This is a genomic window from Pseudomonas sp. S32, from assembly GCF_016648095.1.
GTDB lineage: Bacteria > Pseudomonadota > Gammaproteobacteria > Pseudomonadales > Pseudomonadaceae > Aquipseudomonas > Aquipseudomonas parafulva.
Genome location: NZ_JACVVF010000039.1, coordinates 25,876 through 44,449 on the forward strand (window position 1 = coordinate 25,876; position 18,574 = coordinate 44,449).

At 62.8% G+C, this 18,574-nt stretch carries 16 protein-coding genes and 1 tRNA gene; 6 read left to right on the forward strand and 11 right to left on the reverse strand.

Annotated features, from left to right (window positions below; translation table 11 throughout):
* Positions 1–327 precede the first annotated feature (327 nt).
* From IAE38_RS18440 to IAE38_RS18465, 6 genes are all read right to left on the reverse strand, one after another.
* Positions 328–403: transfer RNA gene (locus IAE38_RS18440), tRNA-Gly, on the reverse strand.
* 64 nt (positions 404–467) lie between these two features.
* Positions 468–1,028 (reverse strand): CDP-diacylglycerol--glycerol-3-phosphate 3-phosphatidyltransferase, encoded by a 561-nt coding sequence (gene pgsA / locus IAE38_RS18445; RefSeq protein ID WP_028632295.1) that lies wholly within the window; start codon positions 1,026–1,028, stop codon positions 468–470.
* 33 nt (positions 1,029–1,061) lie between these two features.
* On the reverse strand, positions 1,062–2,885 hold the full coding sequence (uvrC, locus tag IAE38_RS18450) for an excinuclease ABC subunit UvrC (RefSeq protein WP_028632294.1): 1,824 nt from the start codon (positions 2,883–2,885) through the stop codon (positions 1,062–1,064).
* 5 nt (positions 2,886–2,890) lie between these two features.
* Positions 2,891–3,529, reverse strand: a complete 639-nt coding sequence (gene gacA, locus IAE38_RS18455; protein WP_028632293.1) for a response regulator transcription factor GacA — start codon at positions 3,527–3,529, stop codon at positions 2,891–2,893.
* A 63-nt stretch (positions 3,530–3,592) separates the two neighbouring features.
* Positions 3,593–3,982, reverse strand: a complete 390-nt coding sequence (locus tag IAE38_RS18460) for a helix-turn-helix domain-containing protein (RefSeq protein WP_028632292.1) — start codon at positions 3,980–3,982, stop codon at positions 3,593–3,595.
* Positions 3,983–4,088: 106 nt separating this feature from the next.
* Positions 4,089–4,523, reverse strand: coding sequence for a GNAT family N-acetyltransferase (locus tag IAE38_RS18465; RefSeq protein ID WP_201218586.1), 435 nt, complete (start codon positions 4,521–4,523; stop codon positions 4,089–4,091).
* A 212-nt stretch (positions 4,524–4,735) separates the two neighbouring features.
* Between IAE38_RS18465 and IAE38_RS18470 the strand changes: the two genes are divergently transcribed.
* The gene (locus IAE38_RS18470) at positions 4,736–6,346 is read left to right on the forward strand and encodes an inorganic phosphate transporter (RefSeq protein ID WP_201218588.1); all 1,611 of its coding nucleotides are present in this window, start codon (positions 4,736–4,738) and stop codon (positions 6,344–6,346) included.
* Between the two features lie 6 nt (positions 6,347–6,352).
* On the opposite strand, the gene IAE38_RS18475 is transcribed toward IAE38_RS18470, so the two are convergent.
* Together IAE38_RS18475 and IAE38_RS18480 are read right to left on the reverse strand one after the other, a co-directional pair.
* Entirely contained in the window at positions 6,353–6,850 is a 498-nt protein-coding gene (locus tag IAE38_RS18475; protein ID WP_201218590.1) for a PaaI family thioesterase, read from the reverse strand.
* 57 nt (positions 6,851–6,907) lie between these two features.
* Complete coding sequence (locus IAE38_RS18480; protein WP_060481459.1) at positions 6,908–8,290, reverse strand: amino acid permease; 1,383 nt, start codon at positions 8,288–8,290, stop codon at positions 6,908–6,910.
* A 300-nt stretch (positions 8,291–8,590) separates the two neighbouring features.
* Here IAE38_RS18480 and IAE38_RS18485 point away from each other — a divergent pair, with 300 nt between their 5' ends.
* Positions 8,591–9,841 (forward strand): 2-aminoadipate transaminase, encoded by a 1,251-nt coding sequence (locus IAE38_RS18485; protein ID WP_201218592.1) that lies wholly within the window; start codon positions 8,591–8,593, stop codon positions 9,839–9,841.
* A gap of 3 nt (positions 9,842–9,844) precedes the next feature.
* On the opposite strand, the gene IAE38_RS18490 is transcribed toward IAE38_RS18485, so the two are convergent.
* Positions 9,845–10,147 (reverse strand): hypothetical protein, encoded by a 303-nt coding sequence (locus IAE38_RS18490; protein ID WP_201164720.1) that lies wholly within the window; start codon positions 10,145–10,147, stop codon positions 9,845–9,847.
* Between the two features lie 183 nt (positions 10,148–10,330).
* On the opposite strand from IAE38_RS18490, the gene IAE38_RS18495 reads away from it, so the two are divergent.
* On the forward strand, positions 10,331–10,756 hold the full coding sequence (locus tag IAE38_RS18495; protein WP_201218594.1) for a hypothetical protein: 426 nt from the start codon (positions 10,331–10,333) through the stop codon (positions 10,754–10,756).
* 73 nt (positions 10,757–10,829) lie between these two features.
* Positions 10,830–12,941 carry an elongation factor G gene (gene fusA / locus IAE38_RS18500; protein ID WP_201218596.1) on the forward strand — a complete coding sequence of 704 codons (2,112 nt, stop codon included), beginning with the start codon at positions 10,830–10,832 and terminating at the stop codon, positions 12,939–12,941.
* A gap of 36 nt (positions 12,942–12,977) precedes the next feature.
* Here the strand turns inward: fusA and IAE38_RS18505 are convergent, their stop codons facing one another.
* Positions 12,978–14,420 (reverse strand): SulP family inorganic anion transporter, encoded by a 1,443-nt coding sequence (locus tag IAE38_RS18505; RefSeq protein WP_201164722.1) that lies wholly within the window; start codon positions 14,418–14,420, stop codon positions 12,978–12,980.
* 113 nt (positions 14,421–14,533) lie between these two features.
* Positions 14,534–15,697 carry a hypothetical protein gene (locus IAE38_RS18510; protein ID WP_201218598.1) on the reverse strand — a complete coding sequence of 388 codons (1,164 nt, stop codon included), beginning with the start codon at positions 15,695–15,697 and terminating at the stop codon, positions 14,534–14,536.
* A gap of 141 nt (positions 15,698–15,838) precedes the next feature.
* On the opposite strand from IAE38_RS18510, the gene IAE38_RS18515 reads away from it, so the two are divergent.
* Complete coding sequence (locus tag IAE38_RS18515; RefSeq protein ID WP_201218600.1) at positions 15,839–16,573, forward strand: secretin N-terminal domain-containing protein; 735 nt, start codon at positions 15,839–15,841, stop codon at positions 16,571–16,573.
* Between the two features lie 490 nt (positions 16,574–17,063).
* Entirely contained in the window at positions 17,064–18,389 is a 1,326-nt protein-coding gene (aceA, locus tag IAE38_RS18520; protein ID WP_201210198.1) for an isocitrate lyase, read from the forward strand.
* Positions 18,390–18,574: the final 185 nt, after the last annotated feature.

The window sequence follows — 18,574 nt, forward strand, 5'->3', positions numbered from 1 at the left end:
GTCGAGACGTGCTGTACCCGCAGCACGTCCTCCATCTCGACATTAAGGCTTGCTATTGATCCTTAGTAGTTACACCAATGGCGAATTGCCGGTTCCGAAAGAGCAATGATGACCTCCTGTACCTGTCGGAAGCCATATGCTCACCTCGTGACCGCCCCTGCTCTATCGATAAGCCCAATTGGGGTCTACGCCATGCTGGCCTCAAATCGGGTCTCAAAATGCGCGGCTATGCAGGTTTCAGGTGGTTTTCGCTGGAACGAAAAAAGGGCCTTTCGGCCCTTTTTTCAACGACTTACAGACTTCCTTTGAACTCTGCAGATCTATAACTGGAGCGGGAAACGAGACTCGAACTCGCGACCCCGACCTTGGCAAGGTCGTGCTCTACCAACTGAGCTATTCCCGCGTCGTGATGGGTGCCATTTTAGCGATATCCAAAACGGCGTCAACCCCTTGATTCAAAAAAACTTTTATTTCTGCTCGGAGCCTTCGCGCAAGTGCGGCCAGGCGGCCAGCAGGTAATGCACCATCGACCACAGGGTAAGCCCCGCCGCCACCAGCAACAACCCGTAACCCAGAATCACCCAGAAGGTAACAGCCGGTGGGTTACCCAGCAGAATCACCAACGCCAGCATTTGTGCGGCAGTTTTCCACTTGCCCAGGTTGGACACGGCCACGTGCGCCCGGGCGCCCAGTTCGGCCATCCATTCACGCAGTGCCGACACCACGATTTCGCGGCCAATGATGACGGCCGCTGGCAGGGTGAGCCAGAAGTTGGCGTGGGTTTGCACCAGCAGCACCAGGGCCACGGCCACCATCAGCTTGTCTGCCACCGGGTCGAGGAAGGCACCGAACGGGGTGCTCTGCTGCAACCGACGCGCCAGGTAACCATCCAGCCAGTCGGTAGCGGCGGCTACGGCGAACACGCTGCTGGCCGCCATATAACTCCAGTGGTACGGCATGTAAAACAGCAGGATGAAAATGGGGATGAGCAGAACGCGTAGAACGGTGAGCAGGTTTGGAATATTCATCGGTACGACTGGCTGCGGGTTGAACCCGGCATTCTACTCGCTATGCAGGCTGGCATAAATCGACTCGGCAAGCTTTTTACTGATACCCGGTGCCTTGGCAATCTCGTCGACACTGGCGCGGTTGAGCTCTTGCAGGCCGCCGAAATGTTTCAGCAAGTCACGCCGGCGCTTCGGGCCGACACCGGCCACATCTTCCAGGCTGGACACCCGCCGTGCCTTGCCGCGCCGGGCGCGGTGGCCGGTAATGGCAAAGCGGTGGGCTTCGTCACGGATCTGCTGAATAAGGTGCAACGCGGGGGAATCACCTTTGAGGGTGAATTCGTGGTGCACGTCGTTCAGGTACAGGGTTTCGAAGCCGGCCTTGCGGGTGACGCCCTTGGCAACGCCCAGCAGGGTCAGCTCGCTGAAGCCCAGCTCCTGCATCACGTCGCGGGCCATGTTCAGCTGGCCTTTGCCGCCGTCCACCAGCAGCACGTCTGGCAGCTTGCCCTCGCCGTCGCGGATGCGGCCATAGCGGCGGGTCAGCGCCTGGTGCATGGCGGCGTAGTCGTCGCCTGCGGTGACGCCTTCGATGTTGAAGCGGCGGTAGTCGGACTTCACCGGGCCTTCAGGGCCGAACACCACGCAACTGGCCACGGTGGCTTCGCCGCTGGAGTGGCTGATGTCGTAGCACTCCAGGCGCTGGGGCACTTCGTCCAGGCCCAGCACTTCGGCCAGGGCGTCGAAACGGGCTGCCATGTGCTGGCGGTTGGCCAGGCGCGCGTTGAGCGCCTGTTCGGCATTGGTCACCGCCAGCTGCTGCCAGCGGGCGCGGGTACCGCGCACCCGGTGGCTGATGGTGAGCTCGCGGCCGCGCAGGGCGTGCAGCGCCTCGGTGATGGTGACGAAGTCTTCGTGCACCACGTTGACGATCAGCTCGCCCGGCAGCTCGCGCTCGGGGTTGCCCACGTAGTACTGGGACAGGAACGCCGCCATCACCTCGGCCACGTCCTCCTCGATGCCCACCTGGGGGAAGAAGTTCTTGCTGCCCAGCACCCGCCCGCCGCGCACGCTGATCATGTGCACGCAGGCGCCGCCCGGGTTGACGAAGGCGGCGATGACGTCGACGTCGCCCGTGCCGCCCTCGATGTACTGCTGGTCCTGTACGCGGCGCAGCAGGCCGATCTGGTCGCGCAGCTCAGCGGCCTTTTCGAAATTGAGGGCCATGGCGGCCTTTTCCATTTCGGCGTTCAGTTCGTTGCCCAATTGCTGGCTGCGCCCTTCCAGGAACATGACCGAGTGGCGGACGTCTTCGGCGTATTCCTCGGGGGTGACCAGGTTGGTGCAGGGGCCCTTGCAGCGTTTTATCTGGTACTGCAGGCAGGGCCGCGTGCGGTTGGCGTAGTAGCTGTCTTCGCACTGGCGCACCGAAAATGCCTTTTGCAGCAGGCTGAGGCTCTCGCGAATGGCGCCGGCACTGGGGTACGGGCCGAAGTAGCGGCCCTTGGCCTTCTTGGCGCCACGGTGGATACCCAGGCGGGGGAATTCGCCATCGGACAGGAACACGTAGGGGTAGGACTTATCGTCGCGCAGCAGAATGTTGTATGGCGGCCGCCATTGCTTGATCAGGTTCTGCTCCAGCAGCAACGCCTCGGTTTCGTTGGCGGTGATGGTGGTTTCGACCTGGGCGATACGGCCTACCAGCGCAGACGTTTTGGGCGCCAGCCCGGTTTTGCGAAAATAGCTGGCCAGGCGCTTTTTAAGGTTTTTGGCCTTGCCAACGTAAAGCAGCCGCGCGTCGGCATCGAACATCCGGTAAACGCCCGGGCGACCGCTGCAGGTCGCCAGGAATGCGCTGGCATCAAAAACTTGGGACATGAGGTTTACAGGCTTGCGTCAACCATACCGTGGCGAACGGCCAGCAAGGTCAGTTCGACGTCGCTGGTGACCGAGAGTTTTTCAAAGATCCGATACCGGTAAGTATTGACGGTCTTGGGCGAGAGGCACAACTTGTCGGAGATGATCTGCACTTTCTGGCAGCCGACAATCATCAACGCGATCTGGATTTCGCGCTCAGACAGCGTATCGAACGGCGAGCCCTGGGGCTGGAACGATTTCAACGCCAACTGCTGGGCAATCTGGGGGCTGATGTAGCGCTGGCCGGCGAAGGCCAGGCGAATGGCCTGGACCATTTCGTCAAGGCCTGCGCCCTTGGTCAGGTACCCTGCTGCGCCGGCTTGCAGCAGGCGTGTGGGGAACGGGTCTTCTTCGCAGACGGTAACGGCAATCACCTTGATGTCCGGGTGGCTGCGCAGCAATTTGCGGGTAGCTTCGAGGCCGCCGATGCCGGGCATCTTCACGTCCATCAGCACCACGTCAGGCTTCAGCTCGCGGGCAAGCTTGAGCGCCGATTCGCCTGAATCACCCTCACCCACCACCTGCAGGCCGTCGATATCGGCCAGCATGCGCGTAATACCGGTTCGTACCAGATCGTGGTCATCGACCACCAAAACCCTAATCAAGCACACACCTCTTCAGCAGGGCGATTGGATCCCGCCACCTTAACAAAAAATTTCACAGCGGGCCTAGCGCATTGCTTCCGTCAGAAACGGCTGACGGGTGGTGCCTGATCGCCTGGTGCCCTGCTGCACTTGCCTGTCGTCGGCCAAACGCCCCAACAGATGCCAGATCGCCGCCTGGTCGTCGCTCGGCAATTGGCGGAAGGCACTCAGCAGGCCGGTTTCGCCCGTGCTAAGGCCCGCCAGCGGGGGCGGTGTGCGCTGGCCACTGAGCACATAAAGCGCATCCACCCCGCTGGCTGCCACTGCTGCCAGGTAGTCCGCACGCGGCGTGCGTTCGCCGCTTTCGTACTTGCCCTGGGCGTTGGGCTCAACCCCGCCGATGTCACCGAATACTCGCTGGGTCATGCCCAGCCTTTCACGTTCTTCCCGCAGGCGCGGGCCGATTCCATTCATCCGGGCTTCTCCTTATCCCTTGGCATGTGCATGGGGGGGTAACCCCCATATGGGTCCATGGGGCCACTATGCCGATGCAACCCATCTACCACAAGCCACCCTGGCGTTATTGGTCGATCACGCGCTGCATGCGCACGAAGCATTCGTCCTCGCCCATTTCCACGAAACCGTGGCGCTGGTACAGGCCCCTGGCAGGGTTGCTGCGGAACACCATCAGCCGCAGCAAGCCCAGTTGCCGCTGGCGGCACCACTGGGCCAAGGTTTCCAGCACCCAGGCACCCACGCCGCGGCCCCGGTGCGCTGGCAACAGGTGCAGCTCGCGAATGAACAGCGCCTGGGGGTCCTGGCTCAGACTGCAAAAACCCAACACCGTATCGCCCTGGGTGACCAGCCACTGCTCGCGCCAGCCCCAGGCCTGGTCGAACGCCTGCTCTACCCACAGCAGGTCGTACTCCCGGTAATAGGGCAGCATGGCTTGCCGGGTGAGGTTACGGGCGAAATCCAGGTCGTGATCACTGGCGGGGGTCAATTGCAGCGCCATTCACTTGCCCTTTATGAAAACCTGCAGGGTGAAAGGCCCGGTAGCCGAACCGTTCGTGCGGGCATCATTGTGCAGGCATCCTCAGATTCAACCTAGCACCACCTGCCACCTCTGGCCTGGGTATTTCATTGACCGAGGTCACGGTGACATCAGCGTTTGTTTTTATGCTGGGGGCCATTCGGCACCTTCGCCCAATGCCAACTGGAGCCCCCATGGCAACCCCGTCACTGGCCATGCACCCGCAACTGGCCCAGCGTGATTCGCGCCCGCAACTGCAACATCGGCCTGGGCGCGCCGCTGTACTGCTGTTTTTCGGCATACTGCTTGCCTGCGTTGCCTACACCGCCTGGAGCCTGAAGCAGGATGTAACCGCCAGCGGCACCGTGGTCACTACCTTCACCCCTTTTGTGCTGCTTGGGCTGGCGTTGCTGATCGCCCTGGGGTTCGAATTCGTCAATGGCTTCCATGACACCGCCAACGCGGTGGCCACGGTGATCTACACCCATGCCCTGCCGGCACCCGTTGCGGTGGTGTGGTCAGGGTTGTGCAACTTCCTCGGGGTGCTGCTATCAAGCGGCGCGGTCGCATTCGGCATCGTCGCCCTGCTGCCGGTAGAGCTTATTCTGCAGGTTGGCTCCACCACCGGCTTCGCCATGGTCTTCGCGCTGCTGCTGGCGGCCATTATCTGGAATCTGGGCACCTGGTGGCTTGGGCTGCCGGCCTCGTCGTCCCATACGTTGATCGGCTCGATCATCGGTGTGGGGGTGGCCAATGCACTGATGCACGGGCGCGCAGGCACCAGTGGCGTTGATTGGGCGCAGGCCAGCAAGGTGGGCTACGCCCTGCTGTTCTCGCCGCTGATTGGCTTTGCCTGTGCCGCGCTGCTGCTGGTGGCGCTGCGGGCGCTGGTGAAGCGCAAGGCCCTGTACCAGGCGCCTGAGGGCAACACGCCACCGCCCTGGTGGATTCGCGGCGTGCTCATCCTTACCTGCACCGGGGTGTCATTCGCCCATGGCTCCAACGATGGGCAAAAAGGCATGGGCCTGATCATGCTGATACTGGTGGGTACCTTGCCCATGGCCTACGCCCTCAACAAGACCATGCCGGATGACCAGGCACAGGGCTTTGCTGCCATAGCGCAGGGTACCCGGCAGGCGCTTGGCAGTGCCGCGCCCATCCAGGGTGACCCGCGCCAGGTGCTCACGGCGTTTCTGATTCAGCCGCAGGCCAGCCCGCAACTGCTGCCGGCGCTGGCCGCGCTCAGCGGCATGATTGGCGAGCAGGTCGCAGGCTACGGCTCGCTGAAGCGCGTACCCGCCGAGGCCATGGCCAACATACGCAATGACATGTACCTGGCCAGCGAAAGCATCCGCCTGATCGACAAGAACCGGCTGGTAGCGCTGGATACCACCACTGCCCAGCAGTTGAAGCAGTTCAAGGCGGCACTGGACGACGCTACCCGCTACATTCCGCTGTGGGTCAAGGTGGCGGTGGCCATCGCCCTGGGGCTGGGCACCCTGGTGGGCTGGCGACGCATTGTGGTTACCGTGGGCGAGAAGATCGGCAAGCAGCACCTCAGCTACGCCCAGGGCGCCTCGGCAGAGGTAGTGGCCATGTGCACCATCGGCGCGGCAGACATGTTCGGCCTGCCGGTGTCCACCACCCACGTGCTGAGTTCAGGCGTGGCCGGCACCATGGTGGCCAGCGGCTCAGGGCTGCAGAAACGCACACTGCTGAACCTGCTGATGGCCTGGGTACTGACGCTGCCCGCCGCCATGCTGCTTGCCGGCTGCCTGTACTGGGTGTTGAGCCAGGTGTTCTGAACGCCTTCAGCTGTGCCCGTGGGCCTTGAGCCTGAGCTTGGCGGTGTCTACCCGTACGAAAACAGAATCGGCGGTGACGGTTAGCGTATCGCCGGCCCACACTTCGCAGACCACGCGGCTCTTGCGCCCCACTTCCCCCTCTACCCGGGCCTTGAGCAACAGCTCGACGCCCATGGGCGTAGGCTTCAGGTAGTTCAGGCCGAGGCTGCCGGTCACGCAGTCGATGCGGGGCAGGCTGCCAGGCTCGCGCCCTTCGCAGCGGTAGTGGTAGGCCATGGCCGTCCAGTTGGAGTGGCAGTCCACCAGCATTGCCAGCAGGCCGCCGTAAACCAGGCCGGGCCAACCGGTAAATGTGCTGTCGGGGGTGTGGCGGCAGACCAGGTGAATACCGTCTGTATCCCAGTGGCTTTGCACGTGCAGGCCGCTGGGGTGGGCGCAACCGCAGCCGTAGCAGATACCTTCTGGTGCAGCCAGGGCCTGCAGGCAAGTGAGGGTGTGGTTCATACGCTTCCTGTGCTTGTTGGAATGGGGGCGCGCAACGCCCCCATTAAAGCAGAAGCCTCAAGCCGTTTGGGCAAGCTGCGCGCCGCGCCGCTGGGTCAGCGACACCAGCAGAATGAACGCCGTCACCGCTGCCGTCATCAGCGTCTCGTAGCGGTAGGCGTCGCTGAACAGCATGTACCCCAGCACCATGACGATGGTGCCGATCACCAGCCAGGTCAGCCAGGGGAACAGCCACATCTTCAGCTCCAGCGGCCGGCCTTCCCGTTCGGCGCGGGCCCGCATGCGCAACTGCGACACGGCGATTACCAGGTACACCAGCAAAGCGATGGCACCGGTGGTGGACAGCAGGAAGCCGAACACCTTGCCCGGGAACACATAGTTGACCAGGCACCCGGCGAAGCCGGCCAGGGTAGAGAACACCACCGCCACGGTCGGCACGCCGGAGCCGGCGATGCGCCGGGTAACGCTGAGCGCCTGGCCACGGGCACCCAGCGAATAGAGCATGCGCGAGGCGGTATACAGGCCGGAGTTCATGCAACTGGTCACGGCCACCAACACCACTACATCCACCAGCAGCTTGGCACCGGGCACATTCAACACCTCCAGTGCCCGCTGGAACGAACCCACCGCCTTCAGGCCGGGGTCGTTCCAGGCCACCAGCGACACCACCAGGAAGATCGATGCCAGGTAGAAGATGGCGATGCGGTACACCACCAGGTTGGTGGCACGGCGGATCTTATCCTTAGGGTTGGCCGTTTCGTCTGCCGCAATGGTGACGATTTCGGCACCGAAGAACGAGAAGATGGTAATCAGCACACCGCCCAGCACGGTGCCGAAACCGTTGGGCATGAAGCCGCCCTGGTCCCACAGGCGGCTGACCCCGGACACCTGCGCCAGCGGCCAGAAGCCGGTGACGGCCAGGGTGCACACCACGATGAAGGCGATGATCGCCACCACCTTCACCAGCGCGAACCAGTACTCGAAGGCCCCGAAGTTCTTGACGCTGACCAGGTTGGTGCCCGATAGCACCAGCATGATCACGAAAGCGAACAGCCAGGACGGCACCTGCGGGAAGTACGCATGCAAGATATCGGCGCCGGCAATGGCCTCCACCGGAATGATCAGCACCCAGAACCACCAGTACAGCCAACCGATGGTAAAGCCCGCCCACGGCCCGATGGCTTCGCTGGCGTACGTGGAGAACGAGCCACTGGTGGGGTTGGCAATGGCCATTTCCCCAAGCATGCGCATCACCAGCAGCACCAGCAGGCCGGTCATGGCATAGGAGATGAGAATCGCGGGGCCTGCCGTGGCAATCGCGTTGGACGAGCCAATGAACAGGCCGGCGCCGATGATGCCGGCGATCGAGATCATCGACACCTGGCGGGACGTAAGGCCATGTTGCAGTGAACGCTGTTTCTTATTGTTTGGGGAAGCCATGAGAACCCTCTACTGGATCGGCCATGCTTTTGATGGATCCGGGCCAGTATTCAACTTGCGACGGGGGGCAACAAACGACCTTTTAGAAGCATGTGATTCCACCAGGGAATGATAGGGGTACCCATGCCCTCATCACCGGCTAACAGAACCTCACTGCATCGAAGAAGCCTGGCGCTCAGTTTGCCCTTCAGCTTAATTTTGCAGGAATACACGGAATGACCCCAATCGAATAATTCGTTTGCGCGGCTGCTGGCCAAAAGGCTTGGATAAGCACCTGACCGACCACAGGTGCCCGTACCCATGCTCCAGGAAAGTATCAGCCAGTCCATCGCCATCGTTCACCCCATCACCCTTTCCCATGGCCGTAACGCCGAAGTGTGGGGCACCGACGGCAAGCGCTACATCGACTTCGTTGGCGGCATCGGCGTGCTCAACCTGGGCCACTGCAACCCAGCGGTGGTGCAGGCCATCCAGGCACAGGCCGCCCAGCTGACCCACTACGCATTCAACGCCGCCCCGCACGGCCCCTACCTGGCGTTGATGGAGCGCTTGAGCCAGTTCGTGCCGGTCAGCTACCCCGTGGCAGGCATGCTGACCAACAGTGGTGCCGAAGCGGCGGAAAACGCCTTGAAGGTAGCCCGGGCGGCCACCGGCAAGCGCGCGGTCATTGCGTTCGACGGCGGGTTCCACGGCCGCACCCTGGCCACCCTGAACCTCAATGGCAAGGTGGCGCCCTACAAGCAGCGGGTCGGTGAATTACCGGGCCCGGTGTACCACCTGCCCTACCCCAGCGCCGACACCGGCGTTAGCTGTGACCAGGCGCTGGCGGCCATGGAGCGCTTGTTCAGTGTGGAGCTGGCCGTAGAAGACGTGGCCGCGTTCATTTTCGAACCGGTACAGGGGGAAGGCGGGTTCCTGGCCATGGACCCTGGGTTTGCCCAGGCGCTGCGCCGCTTCTGTGATAGCCATGGCATTCTGCTGATCGTTGACGAGATCCAGTCCGGGTTTGGCCGCACCGGCCAGCGCTTCGGCTTTACCCGGCTGGGCATCGAGCCCGACCTCATGCTGCTGGCCAAGAGCATTGCAGGCGGCATGCCGCTGGGGGCGCTGGTTGGCCGCCAGGCGCTGCTGGCCGCGCTGCCCAAGGGGGGCCTGGGCGGCACCTACTCCGGCAACCCGATCGCCTGTGCGGCAGCGCTGGCCAGCCTGGCGCAAATGACCGACGCCAACATCGCGACCTGGGGTGAGCAGCAGGCCCAGGCCATTGCGCAGCGGTTCGAGCAATGGAAGGCCAGCGGGCTGTGCCCGGCGCTTGGCCGGCTGACCGGCGTGGGGGCCATGCGTGGCATCGAGCTGGTGGACGCCGAGGGCAAGCCGGCGCCCGCCCAACTGGCCAAGGTGCTGGAAACGGCGCGGGCCAAGGGGCTGCTGCTGATGCCCAGCGGCAAGGCCCGGCACATCATCCGCCTGCTGGCACCGCTGACCATCGAGGCCGAGGTGCTCGAAGAAGGCCTGGATATCCTCAAGCAGTGCCTGGCGGCGTTGAACTGAGGCTTAGAGGCCCAGCTCTTCAGGGGTGAGCATGTCGGACTCGAACGCGATCCAGCCACCTTCGAGTTCGGCGTGGCCGTTCACGATCGGGCCGTAGTAGGTCAGGCCGTTCTCCAGGGTGACGCAGATGTGCGTGGCTGGTTTCTCCGGGGCAGCGAGGGTGCCTACGAAATGCACCTTCTTCAAGGTTTCGGTCACTGCCTCCAGGCCCACGCGCATGGCCGCATTTTCTGACGCTTCGGCGTCGCCGCCACGGTCTTCGGCGCTGATGGTGACGGTGGCGGTGTACGGGTACTTGCTGCTCAAACGGGTTACCTCAGGGGGTGGGTACGGTTGTAGGGGCGTAGAGTACGGCAGGTGGTTGGGGTTGTCTCTAATGACCTGATCACGGGGCCAGCTACGTTGCAGCCAGCCCTGCAAAAGATGATCTGCCTGCCCCGATCTGTTAGGGTGCCCGCCGATGCACGCCACACCACACGAGGATACCGAGTGAGCGCCGAAGAACCCCTGATCGCCGACCTGTTCGATGTGGACAAACGCCTGTCCCTCAAGCCCGTGGTGGATTTCAACAGCTACCTGCGCAATGCTTTCGGCGAAGGGCCGTGCCGCTGCCACCGCTGCACCGAAGGCCAGGACCAGGCCGGCTACAGCCTTGCGCACAACTTTACCTTCGACAACCGCCAATGGCACCGGCGCTTCGCCAGCACCTGCGCCAGCGACGTGGCCCAGGTACTGAAAAAGGCCTGGCTGTCGTACACCAAGGCTGACCTGGGCCTGTTCGGCCCGCTGGACCTGACCACCGTCAAAACCTTCACCGAGGCCAGCCTGCACCCACGCCTGCTGGCCCTGTTGCCGGCCAGTGGCCTGGCCCGCGAAGTGGACGGCCAGTGGCAGTTGCAGGCCCCGGCCGACTGACAGCCAGGCGGTACGGCAGGATCCTCCGCGTCTGCTAACGTGGGGGGATCCGCCTCTGCGCAGGTAGTCTGTCATGGCCCGCACAACCCCCATCGAGCTGTACCGCAACATTGGCATAGTTGCCCACGTGGATGCCGGCAAAACCACCACCACCGAGCGAATCCTGTTCTACACCGGGGTCAACCACAAGATGGGCGAGGTGCATGACGGCGCCGCGACCATGGACTGGATGGCCCAGGAGCAAGAGCGCGGCATTACCATCACTTCAGCCGCCACCACGGCTTTCTGGCAGGGCTCGGCCAAGCAGTTCGCCCACAAGTACCGCTTCAATATCATCGACACCCCCGGCCACGTCGACTTCACCATCGAGGTGGAGCGTTCGCTGCGCGTGCTCGACGGCGCGGTGGTGGTGTTCAGCGGCGCCGACGGGGTAGAGCCGCAGTCCGAAACGGTGTGGCGGCAGGCCAACAAGTACCATGTGCCGCGCCTAGCCTACATCAACAAGATGGACCGCCAGGGCGCCGACTTTCTGCGGGTGGTCAAGCAGATCGACCAGCGCCTGGGCCATCACCCGGTGCCCATTCAGCTGGCCATTGGCAGCGAAGAACACTTTATGGGCCAGATCGACCTGGTGAAGATGAAAGCCATCTACTGGAACGACGCCGACCAGGGCACCAGCTACCGCGAAGAGGACATCCCCGCTGAGCTGCAGGCGCTGGCTGATGAGTGGCGTGCGCAGCTGGTGGAGGCTGCTGCCGAAGCCGACGACGCACTCACCCTGAAGTTTCTGGAAGGCGAGCCGCTGACGACCGACGAAATCAAGGCCGGCCTGCGCAAGCGCACCCTGAACAACGAAATCGTGCCCACCGTGCTGGGCTCATCGTTCAAGAACAAGGGGGTGCCGCTGATGCTCGACGCGGTGATCGACTACCTCCCTGCCCCCTCCGAGATCCCGGCTATCCGTGGCACCCACCCGGACGACGACACCCAACACCTGGAGCGCCACGCCGACGACAACGAGCCGTTCTCGGCCCTGGCGTTCAAGATTGCCACCGATCCCTTCGTCGGCACGCTGACCTTTGCCCGGGTCTATTCCGGCGTGCTCAGCTCTGGCAATGCCGTGCTCAACTCGGTCAAGGGCAAAAAGGAGCGCATTGGCCGCATGGTGCAGATGCACGCCAACCAGCGCGCAGAAATCAAGGACGTGTGCGCCGGTGACATTGCCGCGCTGATCGGTATGAAGGACGTGACCACCGGCGATACCCTGTGCGACCTGGACAAGCCCATTGTGCTGGAACGCATGGATTTCCCCGACCCGGTGATTTCCGTAGCGGTGGAACCCAAGACCAAGGCCGACCAGGAAAAAATGGGCATCGCCCTGGGCAAGCTGGCCCAGGAGGACCCGTCGTTTCGCGTACGCACCGATGAGGAAACCGGCCAGACCATCATCTCCGGCATGGGCGAGCTGCACCTGGACATCATCGTCGACCGCATGCGCCGCGAGTTCAACGTGGAGGCCAACATCGGCAAGCCGCAGGTGGCGTACCGCGAAAAAATTCGCAACACCTGCGAGATTGAAGGCCGCTTCGTTCGCCAGTCGGGTGGCCGTGGCCAGTATGGCCATTGCTGGATTCGCTTTGCGCCGGGTGACGAAGGCACCGAGGGGCTAACGTTCATCAACGAGATTGTGGGCGGCGTGGTGCCCAGGGAATACATCCCGGCCATTCAGAAAGGCATCGAAGAACAGATGAAGAACGGCGTGCTGGCCGGCTACCCGCTCATCAACCTGAAGGCTGCGGTGTATGACGGCTCGTATCACGACGTGGACTCCAACGAGATGGCCTACAAGATCGCCGCCTCCATGGCCACCAAGCAACTGGCGCAACACGGCGGCGCGGTATTGCTGGAGCCGGTGATGAAGGTAGAGGTGGTCACACCCGAGGAGTACCAGGGGGACATCCTGGGTGACCTCAGCAGGCGCCGGGGCATTATCCAGGATGGCGATGAAACGCCGGCCGGCAAGGTCATCCGCGCGGAAGTGCCGCTGGGCGAGATGTTCGGCTACGCCACGTCGATGCGCTCGATGAGCCAGGGCCGGGCGAGCTTCTCCATGGAGTTCACCCGCTATGCCGAGGCACCGGCCAGCATCGCCGACACCTTCGTCAAGAAGAACCGCGGCGGGTAGGTGCGGTTTTAGCTGTAAACAGCCGGCCCTGAACGGTTAATGCTGCTCCCCTGCCCGCTTCAACAGCTTCTTGCACCGCTCAGACAGGTGCACCACCCGCAAATGCTTGCCGGCCTTTGCATAGCGTTCACGCAGGGTTTTAAGGGCGGCGATGGCCGAGTAATCGACAAAGCTCAGGTGCTGGCAGTCCAGCGTGACCTGGGCAGGGTCGTTGGGCGTGTCGAACTGGTTGAGAAACGACGTGGTGGAGGCAAAGAACAGCGTGCCATGCACCTGGTAACGCTTGCCACCCTCCCCGTCATCATGGCTATCGGCATACAACTCCCGGGCATGCTGCCAGGCAAAGTTCAGCGCCGCGACAATGATGCCGAACAGCACAGCCATGGCCAGGTCGGTCAGCACCGTGACGATGGTCACCGCAATGATTGCCAGCACGTCGCTGGCCGGCACTTTGTGCAACACCCGCAGCGATGCCCAGGCAAACGTCTGCTGGGCCACCACGAACATCACGCCCACCAGCGCGGCCAGCGGAATACGCTCGATCAATGGCGACAGGAACAACACGAACAGCAGAATCATCACCCCGGCGACCACCCCCGACAAACGGCCACGGCCACCGGAACTGAGGTTGATCACGGTTTGCCCGATCATCGCGCAGCCGCCCATGCCGCCGCACAGGCCAGACACCATGTTCGCCGCACCCAACGCCACGCACTCGCGGTCGGGGTAGCCGCGGCTCTCGGTGATTTCATCGGTAAGGTTCAGGGTAAGCAGGGTTTCCAGCAGGCCGACCATGGCCATCAGCACCGCATAAGGGGCAATGATGCGCAGGGTTTCCAGGTTCCAGGGCACATCGGGCAGCGCCAGCGGCGGCAGGCCACCGGCAATGTGCGCCATGTCACCCAGGGTGCGGGTGGGCAGATCGAGCAGGTATACCAACAGGCCCACGCCGAGAATCGCCACCAGCGCCGGGGGCACCGTGCGGGTCAGTTTGGGCAGCCCGTAGACCACCAGCATGGTCAGGCCCACCAGCCCGGCCATCAGGTACAACGGCGTGCCCGTCAACCATTGCTCGCCTTGCTTGAAGTGCTCCAGCTGGGCCATGGCGATAACGATGGCCAGGCCGTTGACGAAGCCCAGCATCACCGGGTAAGGCACCAGGCGCACCAGTTTGCCCAGGCGCAACAAACCGAACAGCATCATCACCACACCCCCCAGCAATACCGTTGCCAGCAGGTATTGGGCGCCGTGCTGCACTACCAGCGCCACGATCACCACGGCCATTGAGCCGGCAGCACCAGAAATCATCCCCGGCCGGCCACCGAACAGCGCAGTCAGGGTGCAGATGATGAACGCGCCGTACAGGCCCATCAGCGGGTTGAGGTGGGCCACCAGGGCAAAGGCGATGCACTCAGGCACCAGCGCAAACGAAGTCGTCAGGCCGGCCAGCAGGTCGGCACGTAGGTTGGCAGGTTTCATGAGCATCCTGTGTTGCGGCCCGCGAAGGGCAGTGAAAAAGCAGGGGCGCGATGTTACGGAATTTGTCTGACAGCGGCCACCGTTCATCATCAGCCGCCAGCCCGGGGTGACACCTACGCCAAACTGCCTTTCACCAACCACTCGGCCATGGAGGCATCTTCCAGCGCGTACTCGCCACGGTTGGCCTTCCATACCAGTTCCTTTTCGCGCAACGCGTCCAGGGCTTTTTGTACGTTCGGCGTGCTGGCATTGGGTTCCGCCTGCTGGCGCTCAAGGGTGCGGTTGACGTCGGCCAGGGTCTGCTCGCTGAACGGCGTGAAAGGCTGGGCGCCCAGCGACCGCCCAGCCATCACCGCCAATACCGCCTGCTGCAACGGCGACAGGTCGTTCCAGGCACTTTCGTAGTCGCTCCACACGCCGGCTTGGTGGTTCAGCGCACCCGTACGCAACAGCGCCCCCAGGTTCCCCGCCGCGCCGAGCCCCACGCTTACCTCAGCCAGCAGCTTGCCGAGCATTTCTGGCCGCCGCCCTACCCGCTCGAAGGCATCCTCCAGGTCATCGACCTTGAACTGGTTGCTGTCTGCCAGCCGGCTGTTCCACACCTGGGTGATGAACTCGACAAAATCACGCCCCAGCAAGGGGAACGGGGTAATGCTGGCGCCGTAGAAGGGCTGTTTGCTCTTGAGCACCAGGTTGGCCAGCTTGTCGCGGCTGGAACCTGTGAATACCAGGCGCAAGCCGTCTGGCCGGTCACCCCGGTTAAGCTGGTCGCGTGCAGCCTTCAGGGCAAACATGGCATTCAGCCCGCCTGCGCTGTTGAGTGCATGCTGGGCTTCGTCGATGATCAGGATGACCATTTGGCCAGCCACCTGGTGCAGCACGGCCAGTGCCTGTGCCAGGGTCGTGCCGGCAGGCAGTTGCGGCCGGGTAAAGTCCCAGCTCAAGGTACGCAGCAGGTTGATCTTGTCGATGCCAGCCTTCTTCGCCGTTTTGGCCAGCGTGCCCTCGAAGTGGGCCAGTGCCGTGCCGATGGCCCCGCTGATGAGTTCGGCCGGGTCCGTATCGCGGTCCGACCACAAGTCGACGTATACGGGCAACCAGCCGCGCTGCACGCACGCCGGCGCAAGGTCGTTGTTGAGGAAGGTGCTCTTGCCGGTGCGCCTGGGCGCGGCCAGGAACATACCCGAGCTGTAATCCACCAGTGATTCACCGGCAAGGTCGCGCACCAGGGTCTCTGCCAGCGCGGTACGGCGGAAAATGGGGCGGGACGGGCTCATAGGTTTATCCTTGATTATCTAGCGAACTATATTTTATAGCTTAACGGATAAATATAGATAATGGGGCCTGGATCACCCAGGCTCAGCCACAGTGCTTTAGATTTGCCAACATGCCTATTCCACCATGCGGGGAACAACGCCATGCCGCTACGCCCTCTTGCCTTCGGCCTGCTGCTCATTGCCAGTTTTACTGCCCACGCCGCCACCGAGGTACTGCCACTGCAACACCGCAGCAGCGCCGAGCTGCTGCCTACCGCCAAGGCATTCATCGGCGGGGATGGAACGGTGACCGCCTTCGAGAACAAGCTGGTAGTGAACGCCAGTACGCAGCGCATCGATGATTTGCGCACCTTGTTGCAGCAGCTGGACACCGCCCCAAAACGCCTGCTCATCAGCGTCGACAACGACGACAGCAACTACCAGGATAACCGCGGCAACGGCCAGGTCATCCGCCACAGCACGCAGAACCGCGAAGGGGGCGTGCAACAAATCCAGGCCAGCGAAGGGCAACCGGCGCTGATTCAACTGGGCCAGAGCATCCCTGTTACCCAGGTTGGCACCGATGACTACGGGCGCCTGCGCAGTGATACCCAGTACCGCAATGTAACCCAGGGTTTTTACGTGACGCCAAGCCTGAGCGGCGACACCGTCAGGCTGCAAATAAGCACCAATAATGACCGAATGAGCAGCGGACGTGCTGATGTAGTGAAAGTACAGAGCACCGACACGACCATCACCGGCAAGCTCGGCGAGTGGTTGCCCCTTGCAGGGTACAACCCGCAAAGCATCGCAGGGCGTAGCGATTCAAGCCGCACTTACGGCACGCAGCGGGGGGATAGCATGACGCTGCGGGTAAAAGTGGAGCTTCTGGAGTGAATCCAGGCCACTCAAGGGCTCGACCAACGGCCTTGAAACTGACTGACGAGTCGTATTAGACCAAAGATGTAGTAGACCAAAAAAAGCACTACAAAACGTTTGACAGGCTCTTTTTACCAAGGGCATGATGGCCTCGCTCCCGCTAATCAGGGGCCCTGAACGGGGCCTTCGAGGTGCACTCCGCTCACCCCAGGGGTAACCTCGCGTCCACACGGCCCAGAAGGCGGTTCGACAGGATTGCGACTGCAACGAAGAAGTTGTCCCGAGGGACGGAAGCGCATCACCGCAGTACTGGCAATCGCAGCGCTGAGCAGCAAGGCAACCACGAGCCGACCTGCCGAAGCACATGCGTGCCTGGCCTGCACACCCTTCCCCTTCGCGCCTTCACCTTCGTCGTCGCATTCCTGCGTACAGGACAACCGCCTGGCCCCTGACCGGCCCCGAGCATCAGCACAATTACCCCAAGATCGATGCGACGAGGTTTATTTCCATGGCACTGACACGCGAACAGCAAATTGCAGCCCTCGAAAAAGACTGGGCCGAGAACCCGCGCTGGAAAGGCGTGACCCGTACCTACACCGCCGCCGATGTCGTTCGCCTGCGTGGCTCCCTGCAGCCGGAGCACACCCTGGCGCGCCAGGGTGCCGAAAAACTGTGGAAGCTGGTCACCCAAGGTGCCCACCCGTCCTTCCGCCCAGAAAAAGACTTCGTCAACTGCATGGGCGCCCTCACCGGTGGCCAGGCCGTGCAGCAGGTAAAAGCCGGCATCCAGGCCATCTACCTGTCGGGCTGGCAGGTTGCTGCCGACAACAACTCGGCCGAGTCGATGTACCCCGACCAGTCGCTGTACCCGGTCGATTCGGTGCCCACCGTGGTCAAGCGCATCAACAACTCGTTCCGCCGCGCCGACCAGATCCAGTGGAAGGCCGGCAAGAACCCGGGTGACGATGGCTACATCGACTACTTCGCGCCAATCGTGGCCGACGCCGAAGCCGGCTTTGGCGGCGTACTGAACGCCTACGAGCTGATGAAGAACATGATCGAGGCAGGCGCTGCCGGCGTGCACTTCGAAGACCAACTGGCCTCGGTGAAAAAATGCGGCCACATGGGTGGCAAGGTACTGGTGCCTACCCAGGAAGCTGTTCAGAAGCTGGTGGCTGCGCGCCTGGCTGCCGACGTGTCGGGTGTACCCACCATCATCCTGGCCCGCACCGACGCCAACGCTGCCGACTTGCTGACCAGCGACTGCGACCCGTACGACCAGCCTTTCGTCATTGGCGAGCGTACCCGTGAAGGCTTCTACAAGGTGCGCGCCGGCCTTGACCAGGCCATCGCCCGCGGCCTGGCCTACGCGCCGTATGCCGACCTGATCTGGTGCGAAACCGCCAAGCCAGACCTGGACGAAGCCCGCCGCTTCGCCGAAGCGATCAAGAAGGAGTACCCGGACCAGATCCTGTCGTACAACTGCTCGCCTTCCTTCAACTGGAAGAAAAACCTGGACGACGCGACCATCGCCAAGTTCCAGCGCGAGCTGTCGGCCATGGGCTACAAGCACCAGTTCATCACCCTGGCGGGTATCCACAACATGTGGCACGGCATGTTCAACCTGGCGCATGACTACGCCCGTAACGACATGACCGCCTACGTGAAGCTGCAGGAGCAGGAGTTCGCTGACGCCAGCAAGGGCTACACCTTCGTGGCGCACCAGCAGGAAGTGGGCACCGGCTACTTCGATGACATGACCACCGTGATCCAGGGTGGGGCGTCGTCGGTGACGGCACTGACCGGCTCTACCGAGGAAGAGCAGTTCCACTGATAGTGGGTTGCGGTTGAATGAAGGCCCGGGGCTTGCGAAAGCCTCGGGCCTTTTTTGCATGGCGTCGAATAGCCGTTGTTTGCGCAGATGTGGCCGGTTTGAGTTGTGCGGCGGCGCGCAGATCGCGCGCCGCCCGCGCGGCGCATCGCGCGCTGCGCGCGCGCGGAGACGCGCACAGCCACCAA

What these genes read in the sequence shown, in the direction of transcription:
- pgsA (WP_028632295.1), bottom strand. Translation starts at nt 1,028, where the DNA reads ATGAATATTCCAAACCTGCTCACCGTTCTACGCGTTCTGCTCATCCCC.
- uvrC (WP_028632294.1), bottom strand. Translation starts at nt 2,885, where the DNA reads ATGTCCCAAGTTTTTGATGCCAGCGCATTCCTGGCGACCTGCAGCGGT.
- IAE38_RS18460 (WP_028632292.1), bottom strand. Translation starts at nt 3,982, where the DNA reads ATGAATGGAATCGGCCCGCGCCTGCGGGAAGAACGTGAAAGGCTGGGC.
- IAE38_RS18465 (WP_201218586.1), bottom strand. Translation starts at nt 4,523, where the DNA reads ATGGCGCTGCAATTGACCCCCGCCAGTGATCACGACCTGGATTTCGCC.
- IAE38_RS18470 (WP_201218588.1), top strand. Translation starts at nt 4,736, where the DNA reads ATGGCAACCCCGTCACTGGCCATGCACCCGCAACTGGCCCAGCGTGAT.
- IAE38_RS18475 (WP_201218590.1), bottom strand. Translation starts at nt 6,850, where the DNA reads ATGAACCACACCCTCACTTGCCTGCAGGCCCTGGCTGCACCAGAAGGT.
- IAE38_RS18480 (WP_060481459.1), bottom strand. Translation starts at nt 8,290, where the DNA reads ATGGCTTCCCCAAACAATAAGAAACAGCGTTCACTGCAACATGGCCTT.
- IAE38_RS18485 (WP_201218592.1), top strand. Translation starts at nt 8,591, where the DNA reads ATGCTCCAGGAAAGTATCAGCCAGTCCATCGCCATCGTTCACCCCATC.
- fusA (WP_201218596.1), top strand. Translation starts at nt 10,830, where the DNA reads ATGGCCCGCACAACCCCCATCGAGCTGTACCGCAACATTGGCATAGTT.
- IAE38_RS18505 (WP_201164722.1), bottom strand. Translation starts at nt 14,420, where the DNA reads ATGAAACCTGCCAACCTACGTGCCGACCTGCTGGCCGGCCTGACGACT.
- IAE38_RS18510 (WP_201218598.1), bottom strand. Translation starts at nt 15,697, where the DNA reads ATGAGCCCGTCCCGCCCCATTTTCCGCCGTACCGCGCTGGCAGAGACC.
- IAE38_RS18515 (WP_201218600.1), top strand. Translation starts at nt 15,839, where the DNA reads ATGCCGCTACGCCCTCTTGCCTTCGGCCTGCTGCTCATTGCCAGTTTT.
- aceA (WP_201210198.1), top strand. Translation starts at nt 17,064, where the DNA reads ATGGCACTGACACGCGAACAGCAAATTGCAGCCCTCGAAAAAGACTGG.